This is a genomic window from Bradyrhizobium sp. Bra64 (assembly GCF_024519875.1).
Taxonomy (GTDB): domain Bacteria; phylum Pseudomonadota; class Alphaproteobacteria; order Rhizobiales; family Xanthobacteraceae; genus Bradyrhizobium; species Bradyrhizobium japonicum_G.
The window spans coordinates 126281-139252 of sequence record NZ_JALJRD010000003.1 but is presented as its reverse complement, the minus strand read 5'-3'; the positions used below and the strand labels follow the sequence as shown (position 1 = coordinate 139252).

At 64.5% G+C, this 12972-nt stretch carries 13 protein-coding genes; 4 read left to right on the top strand and 9 right to left on the bottom strand.

Annotation, left to right across the window (positions count from 1 at the left end; all coding sequences use genetic code 11):
• Window positions 1-23 precede the first annotated feature (23 nt).
• Window positions 24-1187 (bottom strand): CmpA/NrtA family ABC transporter substrate-binding protein, encoded by a 1164-nt coding sequence (locus NR187_RS13045; RefSeq protein WP_256806646.1) that lies wholly within the window; start codon window positions 1185-1187, stop codon window positions 24-26.
• On the bottom strand, window positions 1184-1774 hold the full coding sequence (locus NR187_RS13040; protein ID WP_256806645.1) for an ANTAR domain-containing response regulator: 591 nt from the start codon (window positions 1772-1774) through the stop codon (window positions 1184-1186). The genes NR187_RS13045 and NR187_RS13040 overlap by 4 nt, the downstream gene beginning before the upstream one ends.
• Before the next feature lie 111 nt (window positions 1775-1885).
• Here NR187_RS13040 and rimO point away from each other — a divergent pair, with 111 nt between their 5' ends.
• Window positions 1886-3211: a 30S ribosomal protein S12 methylthiotransferase RimO gene (rimO, locus tag NR187_RS13035; protein WP_256806644.1), complete on the top strand. Its 1326-nt coding sequence runs from the start codon at window positions 1886-1888 to the stop codon at window positions 3209-3211.
• Between the two features lie 81 nt (window positions 3212-3292).
• On the opposite strand, the gene NR187_RS13030 is transcribed toward rimO, so the two are convergent.
• The 3 genes from NR187_RS13030 to NR187_RS13020 form a co-directional block, all read right to left on the bottom strand.
• Window positions 3293-3712, bottom strand: coding sequence for a carboxymuconolactone decarboxylase family protein (locus tag NR187_RS13030; RefSeq protein ID WP_211386504.1), 420 nt, complete (start codon window positions 3710-3712; stop codon window positions 3293-3295).
• A complete protein-coding gene (locus tag NR187_RS13025; protein WP_211386418.1) occupies window positions 3645-4076 on the bottom strand; it encodes a MerR family transcriptional regulator in 432 nt (143 codons plus the stop codon). The genes NR187_RS13030 and NR187_RS13025 overlap by 68 nt, the downstream gene beginning before the upstream one ends.
• Window positions 4077-4227: 151 nt before the next feature.
• Entirely contained in the window at window positions 4228-5175 is a 948-nt protein-coding gene (locus NR187_RS13020) for a hypothetical protein (protein ID WP_211386417.1), read from the bottom strand.
• 123 nt (window positions 5176-5298) lie between these two features.
• Here NR187_RS13020 and NR187_RS13015 point away from each other — a divergent pair, with 123 nt between their 5' ends.
• The gene (locus NR187_RS13015) at window positions 5299-6447 is read left to right on the top strand and encodes a tetratricopeptide repeat protein (protein ID WP_256806643.1); all 1149 of its coding nucleotides are present in this window, start codon (window positions 5299-5301) and stop codon (window positions 6445-6447) included.
• Between the two features lie 322 nt (window positions 6448-6769).
• Window positions 6770-7966 carry an acetylornithine transaminase gene (locus NR187_RS13010; protein WP_256806642.1) on the top strand — a complete coding sequence of 399 codons (1197 nt, stop codon included), beginning with the start codon at window positions 6770-6772 and terminating at the stop codon, window positions 7964-7966.
• A 130-nt stretch (window positions 7967-8096) separates the two neighbouring features.
• Here NR187_RS13010 and NR187_RS13005 read toward each other — a convergent pair whose 3' ends face one another.
• From NR187_RS13005 to pcsA, 3 genes are all read right to left on the bottom strand, one after another.
• On the bottom strand, window positions 8097-9071 hold the full coding sequence (locus NR187_RS13005; protein WP_211386414.1) for a quinone oxidoreductase: 975 nt from the start codon (window positions 9069-9071) through the stop codon (window positions 8097-8099).
• A 75-nt stretch (window positions 9072-9146) separates the two neighbouring features.
• Entirely contained in the window at window positions 9147-9881 is a 735-nt protein-coding gene (locus tag NR187_RS13000) for a TerC family protein (RefSeq protein WP_211386413.1), read from the bottom strand.
• Window positions 9878-10645 (bottom strand): phosphatidylcholine synthase, encoded by a 768-nt coding sequence (pcsA, locus tag NR187_RS12995; RefSeq protein ID WP_211386412.1) that lies wholly within the window; start codon window positions 10643-10645, stop codon window positions 9878-9880. The genes NR187_RS13000 and pcsA overlap by 4 nt, the downstream gene beginning before the upstream one ends.
• An 87-nt stretch (window positions 10646-10732) precedes the next feature.
• Between pcsA and NR187_RS12990 the strand changes: the two genes are divergently transcribed.
• A complete protein-coding gene (locus tag NR187_RS12990; RefSeq protein WP_211386411.1) occupies window positions 10733-11917 on the top strand; it encodes a UbiH/UbiF family hydroxylase in 1185 nt (394 codons plus the stop codon).
• Between the two features lie 18 nt (window positions 11918-11935).
• On the opposite strand, the gene NR187_RS12985 is transcribed toward NR187_RS12990, so the two are convergent.
• Window positions 11936-12889 (bottom strand): AEC family transporter, encoded by a 954-nt coding sequence (locus tag NR187_RS12985; protein WP_211386410.1) that lies wholly within the window; start codon window positions 12887-12889, stop codon window positions 11936-11938.
• Between the last annotated feature and the right edge of the window lie 83 nt (window positions 12890-12972).

The window sequence follows — 12972 nt, the reverse complement described above, 5'->3', positions numbered from 1 at the left end:
CCCAAAAACGATGCAGGCCCGAATCAAGCCTTCCAGCGACCAACTTCGAAGGCTTCCAGATGCCCCTGAATGTTGCCGGGATCGAAGGTGGGGCCGGCGAATGCCCCGAACGGCGCTGGTGCCTCGCTGGGCGGCCGGCGGCCGAGGGCGGCGTCGTAGAGATCGGGCCTGAAAACGGCCATGGCGGTCTTGACGCCGTCGGGCGCCAGCGCTGTCTGACCCCAACGCACCATCTGCGCATAGAGCCAGGCGGCCTGGACCGGATCGGGGCGCCCTGCCTCCTCGCGTCCCACCAGAAGATAGCTGCCGCTCTCGCGAACGGTGCCGTCCGGCGAAATCTTCAGGCGTCCCGTGAGGGTCCGCAGAATGACTTCGGCATCGACGCCGATCCGCTCGGGCTGCGCCAGGATCCGCGCCGTTTCGGCCCGGTTTTCCGGCTGCTCGATGAACTCGGCCGCCTTCACCGCCGCGCGCACCAGGCTGGCGACCACGTCCGGATTCTTGTCGGCCCAGACCTGGCGGACTGCCAGCACCTTTTCCGCCGCGCGGTCGAGAATGTCGGAGACGAAATGCAGGATGTGGCCGATGCCGAGATCGACCGCGATCGAATTCCACGGGGCACCGACGCAGAACGCATCGACATGGCCATTGGCGAGACTGTCGACCATGTAAGGCGGCGGCAGCACGACGAGGCGCACGTCCTCGTCCGGATCGATGCCGGCCGCGGCCATCCAGAACCGCAATTGGTAATTGTGGGTCGAGAACGGGAAGGTCATGCCGAAGGTCAGCGGATCGGCCCCTGCCTTGCGGCGCTTGGCGACCACCTTCGCCAGCGCTTTCGCGGTCACGAGCGGATCGAAGCGATCGCCGTCGATCTCCTCCATCAGCGCGGCATGGAGCGCCGGCGACACGGTGATCGCATTGCCGTTGATGCCGAGATTGAAGGGTGCGGCGATCGGCACCTTGACGTGACCGAGCCCAAGCGAGGACGCGATCGCCACCGGCGCCAGCAGATGCGCAGCGTCGAACAGGCCGATATTGAGCTTGTCGCGGACGTTGGACCAGGACACCTCGCGCACCAGTTCGACCTCGAGCCCCTCGGCGGCAGCAAAGCCCTTGTCGACGGCGACGATCAGGGCGGCGGCATCGACCAGCGGAATGAACCCGATGCGGAGGGGAGCGGTCATTTCAGCATCTCCGACGCGGTGATGATCGACTGGGCGATCTCGCCGATTTTCTTCTTCTCGCGCATCGCAGTGGAGCGCAGCAGCACATAAGCCTCGTCCTCGTTGAGGCCTTTCACCTTCATCAGGATGCCCTTGGCCTTCTCGATGACCTTGCGGTCCTCGAGCTGCGACTTGGTGCGCTCGAGCTCCTCCTGGAGCTTGGCGAAGGCGTTGAAGCGGGACACGCAGAGGTCGAGGATCGGCTTGATGCGCTCCTTCTTCAGCCCGTCGACGATGTAGGCAGAGACCCCCGCCTCGACCGAGGCCTGGATCGAGGCTGAATCACTTTGGTCCACGAACATCGCGATCGGACGCTTCACGGCGCGGCTGACCTGGAACATCGCCTCCAGCACGTCGCGGCTGGGGTTTTCCAGATCGATCAGGATGATGTCGGGGTCGACCGCATAAATACGGGCCAGCAGGCTCTGCATCTCGCTGATATGGACGACCTGCGTGAACCCGGCCTCCCGCAGCCCCTCCTGGAGGATCGCGGCCCGGATCGGGCTCTCGTCGACAATCACGATTTTGGGCGACTGTTCGGCGCTCATTGCTCACTCACGTCAGGCGATTCATCCTTAGCATGCCGGGGGGCCATGCAAAGGGTTGTAATTATGGGCAATTGGGACTAGCTCAAGCCGGTCAATCAGGCAGATTTGGATATGGATCAGACGGCTGCGCCCAAGGTCAGCTTCGTGTCGCTCGGATGTCCCAAGGCATTGGTGGATTCCGAGCGCATCATCACGCGCCTGCGCGCCGAGGGCTACGAGCTCGCCCGCAAGCATGACGGGGCCGACATCGTCATCGTCAACACCTGTGGCTTCCTCGACAGCGCCAAGCAGGAATCGCTTTCGGCGATCGGCGAAGCCATGGCCGAGAACGGCAGGGTGATCGTGACCGGCTGCATGGGCGCGGAACCCGAGCAGATCGAGCAGGCCTATCCCGGCGTGCTCTCCATCACCGGCCCGCAGCAATATGAGAGCGTGCTGGACGCGGTGCATCGCGCGCTGCCGCCCGCCCACAATCCGCATCTCGATCTGGTGCCGCCACAGGGCATCAAGCTGACGCCGCGCCACTATGCCTATTTGAAGATCTCCGAAGGCTGCAACAACCGCTGCACTTTCTGCATCATCCCGAAGCTGCGCGGCGATCTCGTCTCGCGCCCGGCCAACGACGTGCTGCGCGAGGCCGAGCGTCTGGTCGACGCTGGCGTCAAGGAGCTGCTGGTGATCTCGCAGGACACCTCGGCCTACGGCGTCGATCTGAAATATGCCGAGAGCCCCTGGAAGGACCGCCAGGTCCGCGCCAGATTCCTCGACCTCGCGCGCGAGCTCGGCGAGTTGGGGGCCTGGGTCCGCCTGCAATATGTCTACCCCTACCCGCATGTCGACGAGGTCATCGCGCTGATGAACGAGGGCAAGGTGCTGCCCTATCTCGACATCCCGTTCCAGCACGCAAGCCCCGAGGTGCTGAAGGCGATGAAGCGCCCGGCGGCGCAGGACAAGACGCTGGCGCGCATCAAGCGCTGGCGCGAGGAATGTCCCGATCTTGCCTTGCGCTCGACCTTCATCGTCGGCTTCCCGGGCGAGACCGACGCGGACTTTGCCTATCTGCTCGACTGGCTGGACGAAGCCGAGATCGATCGCCTCGGCTGCTTCAAGTACGAGCCGGTCGCTGGCGCGACCTCGAACGCGATCGAGAACCCCGTGCCGGAAGAGATCAAGCAGGAGCGCTACAACGCACTGATGGCCCGCCAGCAGAAGATTTCCGCGCGCAGGCTGAAGCGCAAGGTCGGCACGCGGCAACAGATCATCATCGACGAGGTCGGACCGACCGTTGCAAAGGGCCGCTCCAAGGCCGATGCGCCGGAGATCGACGGCGCGGTCTATCTCACCAGCCGCCGCCCCCTGCGCGTCGGCGAGATTGTCACGGCCAAGATCGAGCGCGCCGACCAATACGACCTGCACGGCAGCGTCGCGGGATTCTGAGGTTCACGGCGCCGCCCGCCATTTCGGCAGCAAGCCCTCCGGCCCGGGTGCGCGGGCGAGATCGACGCGTTTCGCAATTCGTCATGTTGCTTGTCCCGACGCCAGCTGTCCGTCATGCGCGGCGAACACCTCCTTGGCTGCGAACAGGCCGTTCACCGCCGCCGGGAAGCCCGCATAGACGGCCATCTGCATGACGATCTCCACGATCTCGTCGCGAGACAGCCCGACGTTCAACCCCGCCTCGATATGCACCTTGAGCTGAGGCGCGGCATTTCCGAGCGCCGTCAGCGCGGCGATCGTCGCGATCTCTCGATCGCGCAGGCCGAGGCCCGGGCGGCTGTAAATGTCGCCGAAGGGAAACTCGATCACGTATCGTGCGAAATCCGGAGCGATGTCGGCGAGTGAGGCGACGACCTTTTCGCCGGCACTGCCGTCAATGCGTGACAGGGCCCGCTGGCCGCGATCGAAGCGGCTTTCGGCTTGTGTTTGGGCGTGCGTCATTTTCCTTCGTCCTCTGTTCGCCGCCGGCATAGCCGGCGATCTTGGTATCAAGGACGAGCAGGCATTCCTGGAGTTCGGCCATCTGCGTGCGAACCTGTTCCCGGTGGACTTCCAGCATCTGCCGCCGGGTTGGCCCGGTGGCGTCGCCTTCGTCACGAAGCGCCGCGTAGCGCAACATGTCCCGGATCGGCATGCCGGTGGTCTTGAGCCGACCAAGGAATGCGATCCATGTGAGGATCGATGCGTCGAAGTCACGCTGGCCGGAGCGATCCCGGTCAGCGTATGGCAACAGCCCGATGCGCTCATAGTAACGCAGCGTGTGGGTCGACAGGCCGGTTCGTTTTGCGAGGTCGCCGATCTTCATGTGTGCCCGTTCTCGTACTGACGCACGTACAGATACCCCTTCGAGCGCGCTCTAAGTCAAGGGGGATCGAAGGCGCCGTTCCCGCGAGGTCATGATGGCGCGACAGTTTTCGGCGCGCCGGCAGGGCGGCAGGATTGCGGGATTCCGAGCTTCAGGATCCCGCCAGCCATTTCGGCACCCAGCGCTCGGGCCGCGGGGCGCGGCCGAGATCGGCCTGTGCCTCCGACAGTTTTGCCGGCTCGCCATCGACGGTCGGGCGCACGTCGTATTCGAAGTTCGGCATGACGCGGCCGTCGGCATATAGGCCGAAATTCATCGCGTACCACAACCCGAGCTCGGGCTGCGCGCGGCGCATCTCCTCGCGCAAATCGCGCAGCAGGGATTCGATCGAGGCTGCTTCCTCGAACGGCTGCGGCCCGCGGGTCAGGACGCGGGCCTCGTACTGCTTGCCGACAATCGCAACCTCGAAGTGCGTCTTGTCCCAGGCGTTTTTTCCCTTGGGCAGATGTGCCGCGAGCCGCCAGCCGAGTTCGGCCATCAAACGGTGATTGGCCCAATAGTCCTCGCGATCCCGGCTCCATTTTTCCACGAAGCCGCGGAAGTCGGGGAGCTCTGCGACGCCGTCGTCACACGCCGCCTGCTCGCCGACCGGCCGTCCGGCGAGCCACTGTGCCAGCTCGACCGTCTGGCACTCGACCTCGTCATGCGGCAAGAGATCACTCCAGGCCTTGTCGAATTGCTGCGACGTCAGTTTTGCAAGCAGCCCGTCGAGGCTCGGCGCCAGCAGTTCGTAGTCGCCCTCCGACCCCAAGCCCACGATCGGCGGATTGTCCCGGTCGAGACCGGCGCCATACCAGCCCCCGACGGCCGAGCCGTCGGGCAGCCGCATGAACAGCGAAAACCTGTCGCGCAAGCGACTGCCGTCGACGATCGGCGCGTGATCGGAGAACTGGCCTTGCAGGGAGAAGCAGCCAACGCTGCCCCAGGGGCGCCCGTTCAGCCAATCGGCAAAGTCGACCAGCAGGGACGGCGCCTCGATGCCCGGCGGAAACGCGCCGCGAATGCTGTCGAGGTCGATCGGGTAAGGCGTATCAGACAAGGCTTGAAACTATCTGGTTGGTCCCGCCAGTTGGTCTCGACCGTCCGGCGTTCGGTTCGAACCAATTGGCGTCCTGCGATCACAAACGCGCTAGAGGCTTGTTGGTTTCTGTGCGGCCGTCAAATGAAATACAATCACACGATTGGTATCCGGGTCGGACTGTGCGCGATCGGCACCGCATTGATTCTGCTTGCCCTCCCCGCCACGGCGCAATCTCCATCACCCGCCGAGGCGCGTCAATGGTGCTTCGGTTCCAGCGAGATCAGCGACGACCAGCGCATAGAAGGTTGCTCGTCCCTGCTGCAGGCCGATCCGTCGAACGCCGCCGCGCTCGCCAACCGCGGCAGATCCTTCCGGCGCAAGGGCGACACACAGCGGGCCTTGGCCGATCTCAGCGGCGCGATCGACCTTGCCCCTGACAATTCCCGAATCTGGTTCAGCCGCGGCCTGGTCTACGCCGATGTCGGCGACCGCGACCACGCCATTGCCGACTACACCCGCGCGATCGAGCTCAAGCCGGACAACGCAAACTACTGGTGCAACCGCGGCAATTCCCTCTTCGGCAAGAACGACTACGAGCATGCGATCGCCGACTTCGATCAGGCCATCAGGATCGATCCGAAATTCACGCTGTGCTATTTCAACCGCGGCACCGCCCATGCCCAGCATCGCGAGGCGGATCGCGCGCTCGCCGATTTCGACATGGCGATCAGGCTCGATCCGAATTACGCCGTCGCCTATGGCAACCGCGCGCGCGTCCTCCGCGACAAGGGCGACCGCGAACGCGCCCTCGCCGATTTCAGCAAATCGCTCGAGCTCAATCCGAACAATGGCGGCGACGCCTATGCGCGCGGCGAGATCTATTTCAACGCGCACGATTATGCGCGGGCGCTCGAGGATTACGACCGCTCGATCAAGGCCAATCCGAACTATCCCGGCGTATTTTTTGCCCGCTGCGTGACACGCGCGATTCTTCGCCAATTGCCGGAAGCACTCGCCGATTGCGATCAGTCGCTGCGGATGAAGCCGAACGAACCTTACATGCTCGACACCCGCGCACTGATCCACCTCCGGCTTGGCGAAGTCGATGCGGCGATCGCGGATTACGACGCTGCGCTGAGCGTAAAGCCCGCGCTCGATAATGCGCTCTACGGCCGCGGACTTGCGAGACGGAAAAAGGGCGACAACGAAGGCGCCGAACGCGACATCGCGGCCGCGAAGGCCATCAATGCCGGCATCGCGGATAGCTTCGCCGTCTACGACATCAAGTGATCCTCTCCCGCGACGTCGTCGCGCAGCCGAAGATGCCGGGCATCTGACCCGACCGATGCACACTCGGCTTGTGTTGCGCAAAACGCCCGCTTGACAAGCCCTGCCATTGGCATGTATTGCCGCGCTCCATGATCAACGCTCGGACCCATCAGCGCACCGAAATGCTCCGTCGTCGCTCCCGCGACGATGAGAGGGTGCGCCATGTCCGACGACGCCGCTGAACCACTGAATTCAGCTTGAGTTTTCGAGAAGGCCGCACCCGCAAGGTGCGGCCTTTTTGCTTTTTGCACCCCGATTCCACCCGCCTCCAGAGGAGTTCGACATGACCGACGCCACCCATCCGTATGACGCGCTGATGGACATCACCGCACGGCCCAAGGCCGTGTTCGTCCGCGGCGCCGGCTCCTACCTCTGGGACGACAGCCGCAAGCGCTATCTCGATTTCGTGCAGGGCTGGGCCGTCAACTGTCTCGGCCACTCGCCGCCGGCCATCGCCGATGCGCTCACCGCGCAGTCCAAGCGGCTGCTGACGCCGAGCCCGGCCTTCTACAACGAGCCGAGCCTGAAGCTCGCCGAGGCACTGGTTACAAACAGCGCGTTCGACCAGGTGTTCTTTGCCAACTCGGGCGCGGAGGCCAATGAGGGCGCGATCAAGCTCGCGCGCAAATATGGCAGCCTGCACAAGGGCGGCGCCTTCGAGATCATCAGCTTCGAGGGCGGATTCCACGGCCGCACGCTGGCGACGATGTCGGCCTCGGGCAAGAAGGCATTCGAGCCGCTGTTCGAGCCGAAAGTCGCGGGCTTCAAGAAGGCCAGGCTCAACGATATCGTCTCGGTCGAGAAGCTGATCAACGACAATACCGTCGCGGTGATGCTGGAGCCGATCCAGGGTGAATCAGGCGTGTGGCCTGCGACCGATCAGTTCCTGCAGGAGCTGCGCGCGCTCACCGAAGCGCGCGGCTTGCTGCTGATCTTCGACGAGATCCAGACCGGCATGGGCCGGACCGGAAAGCTCTTCCACTACGAGCACGCCGGAATCGCGCCCGACATCATGACGCTCGGCAAGGGCATCGGCGGCGGCGTGCCGCTCGCCGCCCTGCTCGCGACCGAACGCGCCTCCTGTTTCGAGCACGGCGACCAGGGCGGCACCTTCAACGGCAACCCGATCATGTGCGCGGCGGGACTCGCGGTGCTGGACGAGGTCAGCAAGCCCGACTTCCTGAAGTCGGTGACCGAAACCGGGCTGCTGCTCGAAAGCGAGCTGCAGAAGGTCTCGGCCCGGCATGGCCTTGGCGGCGTGCGCGGCCGTGGGCTTCTGCTCGCGCTCGACCTCAAGCTGCCGATCGCGCCCGGGATCGTCGCGCAGGCGTTCGAGGCCGGCGTGCTCCTCAACGCGCCGCAGGTCGACGCGCTGCGCTTCATGCCGGCGCTGAACGTCACGAAGGGAGAAATCACCGAGATGATCGATTGTCTCGATGTGATCTTGACCAAGGCTGGCGCGGCACGGCGGGTGGCGTAGGTCTCGTCATTGCGAGGAGCTCGCGACAAAATTGCGAAGCAATTTTGCGCCGATGCGACGAAGCAACCCAGACTGCCTTCTGCGGATACAGACCTGGATTGCTTCGCTTCGCTCGCAATGACGAAGGAAACTACGGCTTCAAGATCGACGCGCCGGTGGTCTTGCGGCTTTCGAGATCGATATGCGCCTTCGCGGCATCCTTCAGCGCGTAGGCGTGGTTGATCGGCACGTGCAGCTTGCCGTTGATGACGGCGGCGAACAGCGTGTCGGCGCCTTCCAGCAGTTCCTTGCGGGTGCCGACGTAGTCGTTGAGCTTCGGCCGCGTCGCAAACAGCGAGCCGTGATTATTGAGCTCGGCAATCGAGAACGGCGGCACCGGACCTGACGCGTTACCGAAAGAAACGAACATGCCGCGCGGCTTCAGGCACGACAACGAGCCCGGGAAGGTCGCCTTGCCGACGCCGTCATAGACGACGTCGCAGCCCTCGTTACGGCTGATCTGTTTGACGCGCGCGACGAAGTCTTCCTCATTGTACAGGATGACGTGGTCGCAGCCATTGGCTTCGGCAAGCTCGGCCTTCTCGCGCGAGCCGACGGTGCCGATGACGTGTGCCCCGAGCGCCCTCGCCCATTGGCAGGCCAACAGGCCGATGCCGCCGGCCGCGGCATGGATCAGCACGCGGTGATGCGGCTCGACCTTGAAGGTCTTGTGCAGGAGATACCAGACCGTCAGCCCCTTCAGCATCAGCACGGCGCCCTGCTCGTAGGTGATGTGGTCGGGCAGCTTGACCAGCTTCTCCCAGGGGATGTTGCGCTCGCCGGTATAGGCGCCGAGATTGTGGTAATAGGCGACGCGGTCGCCGGGATGGAAATTGGTCACGCCCGGCCCGACCGCGGCGACCTCGCCCGAGGCCTCGTTGCCGGCGATGAACGGCAGTTCCGGCGCCTTGTAGAGGCCGGTGCGGTAATAGACGTCGATGAAGTTCAGGCCGACCGCATGCTGGCGGATGCGCACCTCGCCGGGCCCGGGCGCCGGCACCTCGACGCTCTCATAGACCAGGGCCTCGGGGCCTCCGACCTTGTGGACACGGACGGCTTTGGTCATTACCTGACCTCCTCTTCTCAAAGCTCAGCGAAAGACATCGCGCCCGCCTTGTCAACTCGACGCAAACTGGAACGGTTAAACGGGCGGCTTGGCCGATTTTCTGCGGTTGCGCTTGGCCAGCACGTTGAAGAATTCGACCGCTGCCGAGAACGCAATTGCGAAATAGATGTAGCCGCGCGGAATGTGGAATTGGAATCCGTCCGCGACCAGCGCGACGCCGATCAGCACCAGGAACGCAAGCGCCAGCATCTTGGTGGTCGGATGCTCGGCGACGAATCGCGACACCGGCCCGGACGAAATGTACATGATCAGGCAGGCGATCACGACGGCCGCGATCATGATCTCGATGTCCTGCGCCATGCCGATGGCGGTGATGATCGAGTCCAGCGAGAACACGATGTCGATGATGATGATCTGGACGATCACCCAGAAGAAGGCGCTGCCGCCGGATTTCTCATCGCCCTCGCCGTCATCGGCCTCGACCTCGGCGTGGATCTCGTGCGTGGCCTTCGCGATCAGGAACAGGCCGCCGCCGATCAGGATGAGGTCGCGCCAGGAGAAGTCGTAAACCGAGAAAGAGAACACCGGCGCGGTGAGGCCGATCAGCCAGACCAGCACGCTGAGCAGCATGATGCGGAAGATGAGAGCCAGCGCGAGCCCGATCTGGCGGGCGCGGTTGGCCTGCTTCTCGGGGATGCGCGAGACGATGACCGACAGGAAGATGACGTTGTCGATCCCGAGCACGATCTCGAGCGCCGTCAGGGTGAGCAGCGCGGCCCAGGCTTCGGGACTGGTCAACAGGTGCATCATGCGAAGGATCTTGTCAGCCTTATCATTGCGTCGCTGAAGCTGATCCAGAGCGCGATCGCGCAGAGCGCGATGGTCACGCCGGCGCCGACGCGGAAATCCATCTTCAGCGTATAGAGGCCGAGCACCGCCCAGACCGCGATCAGCGACATCGTCAGCCAGCGCAGCCGCACGACGCGGACGGGATGCAGCACGTGGAACGGCACGAAGGTCAGCACCACCAGGCTTGCGACCAGCAGCGTCGAGACCAGCGGCGGCCAGTGCAGCAGGAACAGATAGAACGCCGCCGCATTCCACAGCGCCGGAAAACCGCGAAAATGATTGTCATCCGCCTTCATGCGCAGATCGGCGAAATATAGTGCGCTGGTGACGATGATGGCGACGCCGAGCAAGGGCGCGGCAACCGGCAGCAGCAGGCCGCTGGCGACGATCGCATAGGCCGGCACGAAAACATAGGTGACGAAATCGACCACGAGATCGAGCACGTCGCCCGACCAGTTCGGCTGCACGTCCTTGACGTTGAGCCGGCGCGCGATCGGCCCGTCGATCGCGTCGATGACGAGGGCGACACCCAGCCATCCGAACATCGCCGCCCAATGCTCGCGCACCGCCTCCAGCATCGCCAGCAGCGCGATCGCCGCGCCGAAGGCGGTGAAGATGTGCACCGAGAAGGCCGCGGCGCGGATCGCGGGTCTGGGCTTCAGGGAATCCTGCTGGGTCTCCATGGCTTCTGCTATCAGAATGACACCGGTTTGCACATCCGCCATTGCGGCGCTCGGTCGCACAATTCGCCATAAAATCAGGGAAAAACAGGTGGGCTTGAATTTGTCGCGGGGCGTGTCCAATGTCGTTCCATGACAGATGCATCGACACTCCATGACGCGGCCGTGATCGGCGGCGGACCGGCGGGCCTTGCGGCGGCCATCGCGCTGGCGCAGGCGGGTGCACGAACCGCGCTGGTGGCGCGGCGCGTGCCCTATGCCGACAATCGCACGACCGCGCTGTTAGGTGCCTCCGTCGATCTGCTAGAGAGCCTCGACGTCTGGCCGCGCTGCAAGGACAAGGCGGCGGCGCTCGAAATCATGCGGCTCGTCGACAACACCGGGCGGCTGTTCCGCGCCCCGGAGGTCCGCTTCTCCTGTCACGAGATCGCGCTCGACGCCTTCGGCTACAACATCGACAATCGTTCGCTGATGCTGGCGCTGGAAGAGCGCGCGGGTGAGTTCTCCAACCTCGTCCGTTTCGACGACGAGGCCGAGAGCATCGTCGTCGCGGCCGACGACGTTGCGATCCGGACGGCCTCCGCGCAATTCATCGCGGCCCGCCTCGTGGTTGGTGCCGACGGCCGGCATTCGCTGTGCCGCGAAGCCGCCGGCATCGAAGTAACCCGGCGTGAGTTGTCGCAGACCGCGCTGACCTTCAACGTCGGCCACGCGCGCCCGCATCGCAACGTCTCGACCGAGTTCCACACGCCGCACGGGCCCTGCGTGTTCGTGCCACTGCCCGGCAACCGTTCCAGCATCGTCTGGGTCGCGGCGCCCGCGGACGCCGAGCGGCTACGCGGCTTGAGCGACGCGGAACTCTCCGCCGCGATCGAGAAGCAGTCGCAGTCGATCCTTGGACGCATGACGGTCGAGCCCGGACGCAACCTGTTCCCGCTGGCGATCGAGCGGCCGAAATCCTTCGGCCGCGACCGGATCGCGCTGGTCGGCGAAGCCGCCCATGTGCTTCCCCCGATCGGCGCCCAGGGCCTCAATCTCGGCCTGCGCGATGCCGCCGACATTGCCAAGCTCGCGGGTGAAGCCATCGCGTCGGGCCAGGATCCCGGCGACCCCGACGTGCTCAAGCGCTACGACCGGGCGCGGCGTCCGGACATCCTGAGCCGGACGTTCGCGATCGACATCGCCAATCGCTCCCTGCTCAACGATTTCCTGCCGCTGCAGCCGGTCCGCGCCATTGGCATGCACCTGCTCGGCGCCATCGGCCCGCTCCGGCGCTTTGCGATGCGCGAGGGCCTGACGCCGACGTGGCGCAGGTAATCTGGCGAAGTTAGCGTTTTACGGAAACGCCAGCCGGCCGGTCTGTATCGCCCACATCACGCTCGTCAGCGTGACCACGGACGCAAAGGTCCCGAGCAGCACCGCAACGGAGGCGGACTCGATCCAGGCGTCGTTCTGCCGGGCGATCACGAACACGTTGAGCGCCGGCGGCAGCGAGGCCATCAGCACCGCGGTTGCGGCCCAGGGCTGCGCGAACGGACCGAACGCCAGCATCAGGCCGAACGCCGCGAGCGGGTGGATCAACAGCTTGACCGCGATCACGCCGGGCACTTCCCAGGGCACGCGGTCGAACGGGCGAAGCGCCACCGTCACGCCGAGCACGAACAGCGCGGTCGGAGCGGCCGCGTTCTGAAGGAAGGTGATGGTGCGGTCGAGCGCCACCGGCAGCTCGATGTGGAGCGCGGCCACCGCCGCGCCGAAGCAGGCCGACATGATCAACGGGTTGAGCACGATCTGCTTGAGCACGACGCCGAAGGCGTGCACGATCGAGGGGTGATCACGGTCGGACAGCTCGATCAAGAGCGGCACGATCGTGAACAGGAAGATGCTGTCGCAGCAGAAGATCAGCGCGGTCGGCGCCGAGGCCTTCGTCCCGAGCACGGCGAGCGCCAGTCCCGGCCCCATATAGCCGATATTGCCGTAGCCGCCGGAAAGCCCGGCAAGCGTCGCCTCGCGCAGCGTCAGCCCGCCGATAGCTTTCCCCAGGACGAGCGCCAGGGTGAATGCCGCGACCGTCGACAGCGTGGTCGCGACCAGGAACGGCGGATTGTTCAATTCCGCAAACGGCGTCTTGGACATGATCGCAAACAGCAGCGCCGGCAGCGACACATAGAGCAAGAAGAAGTTCATCCAGGCGAGACCCGATTCTGGCAGGGATTTGACCTTGCCGCAGGCGAATCCAACGAAGATCAAGCCGAAATAGGGTAGAGCTAGATTGAGGATATCGACCATTGATGAAGTGTTTTCTGAAGACTTGGTGCCTATCCGCCCCGCAACCGCGGGTTAATTCCAGATCAGGGCACTAGCATCGGCCA

What these genes read in the sequence shown, in the direction of transcription:
- NR187_RS13030 (WP_211386504.1), bottom strand. Translation starts at nt 3,712, where the DNA reads ATGACGCACGCCCAAACACAAGCCGAAAGCCGCTTCGATCGCGGCCAG.
- NR187_RS13040 (WP_256806645.1), bottom strand. Translation starts at nt 1,774, where the DNA reads ATGAGCGCCGAACAGTCGCCCAAAATCGTGATTGTCGACGAGAGCCCG.
- NR187_RS13005 (WP_211386414.1), bottom strand. Translation starts at nt 9,071, where the DNA reads ATGACCAAAGCCGTCCGTGTCCACAAGGTCGGAGGCCCCGAGGCCCTG.
- rimO (WP_256806644.1), top strand. Translation starts at nt 1,886, where the DNA reads ATGGATCAGACGGCTGCGCCCAAGGTCAGCTTCGTGTCGCTCGGATGT.
- NR187_RS13010 (WP_256806642.1), top strand. Translation starts at nt 6,770, where the DNA reads ATGACCGACGCCACCCATCCGTATGACGCGCTGATGGACATCACCGCA.
- NR187_RS13000 (WP_211386413.1), bottom strand. Translation starts at nt 9,881, where the DNA reads ATGATGCACCTGTTGACCAGTCCCGAAGCCTGGGCCGCGCTGCTCACC.
- NR187_RS12985 (WP_211386410.1), bottom strand. Translation starts at nt 12,889, where the DNA reads ATGGTCGATATCCTCAATCTAGCTCTACCCTATTTCGGCTTGATCTTC.
- pcsA (WP_211386412.1), bottom strand. Translation starts at nt 10,645, where the DNA reads ATGGCGGATGTGCAAACCGGTGTCATTCTGATAGCAGAAGCCATGGAG.
- NR187_RS13025 (WP_211386418.1), bottom strand. Translation starts at nt 4,076, where the DNA reads ATGAAGATCGGCGACCTCGCAAAACGAACCGGCCTGTCGACCCACACG.
- NR187_RS13015 (WP_256806643.1), top strand. Translation starts at nt 5,299, where the DNA reads ATGAAATACAATCACACGATTGGTATCCGGGTCGGACTGTGCGCGATC.
- NR187_RS12990 (WP_211386411.1), top strand. Translation starts at nt 10,733, where the DNA reads ATGACAGATGCATCGACACTCCATGACGCGGCCGTGATCGGCGGCGGA.
- NR187_RS13045 (WP_256806646.1), bottom strand. Translation starts at nt 1,187, where the DNA reads ATGACCGCTCCCCTCCGCATCGGGTTCATTCCGCTGGTCGATGCCGCC.